Raw genomic sequence first — 4,799 nt, forward strand, 5'->3', positions numbered from 1 at the left:
GGGAGTCGTGGAGGGGGAGACGAGGGGGCGCGACGCCGCGCCGAGATCGGAAACCGCGGCCAGGGTGGCCTCTTCGGCGAGCAGTCGCTCGCGGGGGCCCCAGGTCTCCCGGGTGAGCACGGCCGCGATCAGGCCGATCAATCCGTAGGCGCTGAACAGCAGTGCCGGGCCGATCCAGCCGAGCCACACATAGAGCAGCGTGGTCACAAACGGCGTGAAACCGGAAACCATGGCCGAGATCTGGTAGGCCAGCGATGCACCCGACGCCCGTCGCGCGGCCTGGAACAGCTCGGGGAACCACGCTCCCTGGGTACCGGCCAGCGCGTTCTGACATACCGCGTAGGAGATCACGAAGGTCGCGATCACCAGGGCGAACAGCCCCGTGTTCACCAGTAGGAACATGGGGATGCCGAACAGCACCGCGAACCCGCACACCCAGAGGTAGACCGGCCGACGACCGACCCGGTCGGTGAGCGCGCCCCAGGCCACCGTTGCCACAACGCCGACCGCCGACGCGATGCACAGAGCCAGCAGCGTCTCGGATTTGCCCGCCAAATCGTTTTCGTGCAGGTAGGAGATCATGTAGGTGATGGACACCGCGTATCCGGCGGTCTCCGCGACGCGCAGGCCGATACCGCGCAGGATGTCGCGCCAGTCCTTCTTCACCGACTCCAGAACCGGCGAGGCGGCGATCTCGCCGCTGTCCTTCACATCCTCGAACACCGGGGACTCGGGCACCTTCGACCGGATGACCAGGCCGACAGCGACCAGGACGATGCTGGCCAGGAAGGGCACCCGCCAGCCCCAGTCGCCACCGAGATGCACACTGGCCAGGAAGACCAGGTTCGCCAGCAGCAGCCCTACCGGGAATCCGGCCTGCACGATGCCGGTGTAGCGGCCTTTGGCCTTCCAGGGCGCGTGCTCGTAGCTCATGAGAATGGCGCCGCCCCACTCGGCACCGAAGGCCAGGCCCTGGATGATCCGCACGGTCACCAGCAGCGCCGGCGCCCACAGCCCGACCTGCGCGTAGGTGGGCAACAGCCCGATGACGAAGGTGGCCAGGCCCATGACGATGAGCGATGCGACCAGCACCGGCTTGCGGCCCAGCCGATCGCCCAGATGCCCGCCGAGCACCCCGCCCAGCGGACGGGCCGCGAAACCCACACCGAGCGTGGCGAAGGCGGCCAGGGTGCCGACCATCGGGTCGCCGCTGGGAAAGAAGGCGGTGCCGAAATACAGCGCGGCGGCGGTGCCGAAGCCGATGAAGTCATAGGTCTCGATCACCGCGCCCACGGACGAGCCGATGGCGACGCGCTTGGCGTCCTTCGTGCCGTGGACGGGACCTCGCATCCCGAGAGCGTCAGTGCTCATGAGTTTCTCCTAGCGCACCGGGTGGAGGCCGGTGGTGGGTTTCGAGGGAACGTTATGTCGACTGTCGACAGTGACGCTAGTGTGACCCCCGCCACCGGATCCTGTCAACCGTCAAACACCAACCGTTGACTGTTGACAGTCATGGATCGTACTGTGGGCATCATCACCGACCGCCCGGAGGATCTCCCGTGTTCCATGACCGGCTCGGCTGTTCCACGATCAGCTTCCGCCATCTACCGCTCGACGCGGCGCTGCGCGCTATCGACGGCCTGGGTTTCACCGAGATCGACCTCGGCGCGCTGCCGGGCGTCTGCGATCACGTGCCGTTCGCGCTGGACACCGCGGCAATCGAACAGGTGGCGAAGCAGGTGACCGCGTCCGGGCTCCGCGTACGCAGCGTCAACGGCGATATCGGAGACCTGAACCGTCCCGCCGACGAAAGCACGCAGGCACACCTGGAACGGTTGCTCGAACTGACCGCCGCCGTCGGGGCGCAGGCGCTCGTGCTCCCGTGCGGCGCCCTGGCCCACGACCCGATCCGCACCCTCGACGAGGATCTGGATCTGGTCGCCACGCACCTGCCGTGGACGTCCGAGGCAGCCCGCGCCGCCGGACTCGCACTGTGGACCGAGTCGCTGCATGTGCACCGGCTCTGCCACGACCTGCCCCGGGCCACCCGGCTCACCGCGCGGCTGGCGCCGGACGTCGGCATCGTGATGGACTTCAGCCATATCGTCGCCGCCGGCGCCGACCCGGTCGCCTTCGTCCGACTGTTCGGTCATCGCATCGAGCAAGTACATCTGCGTGATGCGGTGGTGGGCGATATCAACCGGAGCATCGGTTCCGGTGCGGTCGATTTCGGTGCGGGGTTCGCCGCACTCGCCGACTACGGCTACGACTACGACTACGACTACGACGGGCATTTCAGCCTGGAACTCGAGACCCGCGATATCACCGGCACCGAACGCCCGGCCGCGGCCACCTCGGCCGCGCGCCTGCTCTCCCCCCTGATCCGCTGACCCTTCGAAGGAGCACACCCATGTCTGTTCAGCGCACCGCCGTCGTCACCGGCGCCACCTCCGACAAGGGCATCGGCCTGGCCACCGCCCGCCGCTACGCCGAGGACGGCTGGGCCGTCGTCGTGCTCGACCTCGACGGCGAGAAGTCGGCCAAGGTGGCCGCCGAGATCGGCGCGGAGTTCGCCGTACCCGCCTTCGGCCACGAGATCGATGTCGCCGACGAGGAGTCGGTGCTCCGCGCGCACGCCGCGGTGGCCGCGGAGGTCGCCGGCGGCGCCCTTCCGCCGGTCGGTGCGCTCGCCAATATCGCCGGCATCACCTCACCTGTTCCCTTCCTCGAGACCACGCTCGATCTGTGGAACAAGGTCATGGCGGTCAATGCCACCGGCACCTACCTGGTGACCCGCGCCTTCCTGCCCGCCATGATCGACAACGGCTGGGGCAGGATCGTGAACATGTCCTCCGTATCGGCCCAACGCGGCGGCGGCGTCTTCGGCAAGGTGCCCTACTCCTCGGCCAAGGCCGCCGTCCTCGGCTTCACCCGAGCACTCGCCCGTGAACTCGGCGACTCCGGGGTCACCGTCAACGCCGTAACCCCGGGCGCGGTCGACACCGCGATCCGAGTCGGAAGCACCGAGGAACAGGAAGCCGGGATCCGTCGCGACATACCCCTCGGTCGCACCGCCACCACCCGCGAAGTCGCCTCGATCATCACCTTCCTGTCCTCCGAGGATGCCTCCTACCTCACCGGCACCACCATCGACATCAACGGGGGCAGCCATATCCACTGACATCGGGCCCGCCCGGCCTTCGATACGGATCTCCTGGTGGGGCGACAGCCTGATCGCCGCCCAGGAGGCCCACGATCCCGCCCTGATCGATCCCTACAATCTGCCGCCTGTGGGCAGCACGGTCACGGTGACCCAGTGGCGTCATCGCGGCTACGCCCACCGAGTCGCGGTCGCTCTACAGGCGCGCCTGCCGTGGATCGATATCCGTACCACCAACTTCGCCGCCGCAGGCGCCACCTCCACCGATGTCCGCAACCACATCGAGGCCACGGCTCCCGCCCACACCGGGGATTTTGCCGTTATCGGCTGCGGCACCAACGATGTCTGGCAGCGGCTGCGCACCGGCGACGACGAAGTCGCGACCCGCGCCCGCTACGAGGAGAACCTGCACGCTTCGATACAGGTCTTATACGCCCGCGCCGACCGTGTCCTCATCGTGGCTCCACCCCCGGTCGGATGGCTCCCCGGTGCCGACACCGCCGAGGTCAACAACGAACTCCGCCGGTACGGCGACGCGGCGAGCGCCGTCGCCGACACGGCGGACGCGGCATTCGTCAGCGCGTGGGAGCGCTTCACCACGACCAGCGCTCACCTGGACCGGCCAGCCGGCAAACGACCCCGCCCGGACCGCATGTCACTGTGGCGCGAGGACGGGGTGCATTTGACCGACCTGGGCGAGCATCTCCTCGCCGAAGAGGTGCTGCGGCGCCTCCCGACCCAGCTACCGGAACGCGGCAGATGACACAGCGGCTCGGCGCTGCGCCCGCGTGGTACGGGTGGCGTCGTAGTCGACGGAGAGGTTGTCTCCGTCGCCGGTGATGACGACCCCGTAGGCCTCGCGGGCGTGTTCGATGGTCTCCCAACGTCCCAGGACGTCTGTGAGGACGCGTTCGGGGTCGCGGTCGAGTGGGTCGCCGTAGCCGCCGCCGGAACACTCGACCCCGCGGACTGCCTGGCCGGCTTGGAGGGTGAGGACGACGTTGTTGGGCAGGCGTGTTTCGGTGCCGTCGGTGTCGAGGAGCCAGCCCGCGGCGCGGGCTCCGTCTTGTCCACCGTGTACGCCTTTGGGTGCGTTGATCTGGCCGTCGCAGGAGGAGATGATCGAGACGCCGTCTTCTCTGGATTCGTAGGCCATATCGACGGTGCATCCGCCGCGGTGGCGTCCGGGTCCGCCGGAGTCGGGCAGCATACGCACATGCCGATACAGGATCGGCATCTTGAGCTCGTCGATTTCGATCGAGTCCCGGTAGGTCAGGCCGGCGGTGCCGGGCATGTTCCAGGTCAGCCACCCGTCGGAGGTTGCGCTTCCCGGCCCGCCGGCCGCGCCCATCAGCATCTGGTTGACGAACGGCTGATCGGTGCGGGAGTCGTGGCCGGAGATCACCGCGTGAGGTATGCCCATGCCGACGGGTCCTTCGGCGATTCCGAAGGGTTCGCCGAGTTGAGCGAATGCGGAGCTGACGCACATGGTGAGCCGGTCGTAGAGGTTGGTTGTGGCTACTGAGCAGCTGTAGGGGAATTCGAGGATGCCGACGGCGGCGCCTTGCTTGAGGCGGACGTCGATTGAGGTTGCCCCAGTTCCCCGGACGGTTTGGGTGTGGTGGCTACGCCGCCGGTT

The 4,799-nt window shown here is 68.1% G+C and carries 5 protein-coding genes; 3 read left to right on the forward strand and 2 right to left on the reverse strand.

Translation table 11 applies throughout. The annotated features are described in order from the left end of the window. On the reverse strand, nucleotides 1–1,371 hold a 1,371-nt coding region (locus ACWDU1_RS29695), incomplete at its 3' end, for an MFS transporter (RefSeq protein ID WP_450003526.1). A 188-nt stretch (nucleotides 1,372–1,559) separates the two neighbouring features. On the opposite strand from ACWDU1_RS29695, the gene ACWDU1_RS29700 reads away from it, so the two are divergent. The 3 genes from ACWDU1_RS29700 to ACWDU1_RS29710 are packed head-to-tail and all read left to right on the forward strand — an operon-like array spanning nucleotide 1,560 to nucleotide 3,923. Next, nucleotides 1,560–2,390, forward strand: coding sequence for a sugar phosphate isomerase/epimerase family protein (locus ACWDU1_RS29700; protein ID WP_450003528.1), 831 nt, complete (start codon nucleotides 1,560–1,562; stop codon nucleotides 2,388–2,390). A 20-nt stretch (nucleotides 2,391–2,410) separates the two neighbouring features. Continuing rightward, entirely contained in the window at nucleotides 2,411–3,181 is a 771-nt protein-coding gene (locus ACWDU1_RS29705) for an SDR family NAD(P)-dependent oxidoreductase (RefSeq protein ID WP_450003529.1), read from the forward strand. Then, entirely contained in the window at nucleotides 3,123–3,923 is an 801-nt protein-coding gene (locus ACWDU1_RS29710; protein ID WP_450003531.1) for an SGNH/GDSL hydrolase family protein, read from the forward strand. Before ACWDU1_RS29705 ends, ACWDU1_RS29710 begins: the two co-directional genes overlap by 59 nt. Here the strand turns inward: ACWDU1_RS29710 and ACWDU1_RS29715 are convergent. After that, nucleotides 3,903–4,745 (reverse strand): hydantoinase B/oxoprolinase family protein, encoded by an 843-nt coding sequence (locus ACWDU1_RS29715; protein WP_450003532.1) that lies wholly within the window; start codon nucleotides 4,743–4,745, stop codon nucleotides 3,903–3,905. The two genes, ACWDU1_RS29710 and ACWDU1_RS29715, sit on opposite strands and share 21 nt — an antisense overlap. Nucleotides 4,746–4,799 lie beyond the last annotated feature (54 nt).

Source organism: Nocardia sp. NPDC003345 (assembly GCF_053589395.1).

What these genes read in the sequence shown, in the direction of transcription:
- ACWDU1_RS29705 (WP_450003529.1), top strand. Translation starts at nt 2,411, where the DNA reads ATGTCTGTTCAGCGCACCGCCGTCGTCACCGGCGCCACCTCCGACAAG.
- ACWDU1_RS29710 (WP_450003531.1), top strand. Translation starts at nt 3,123, where the DNA reads ATGCCTCCTACCTCACCGGCACCACCATCGACATCAACGGGGGCAGCC.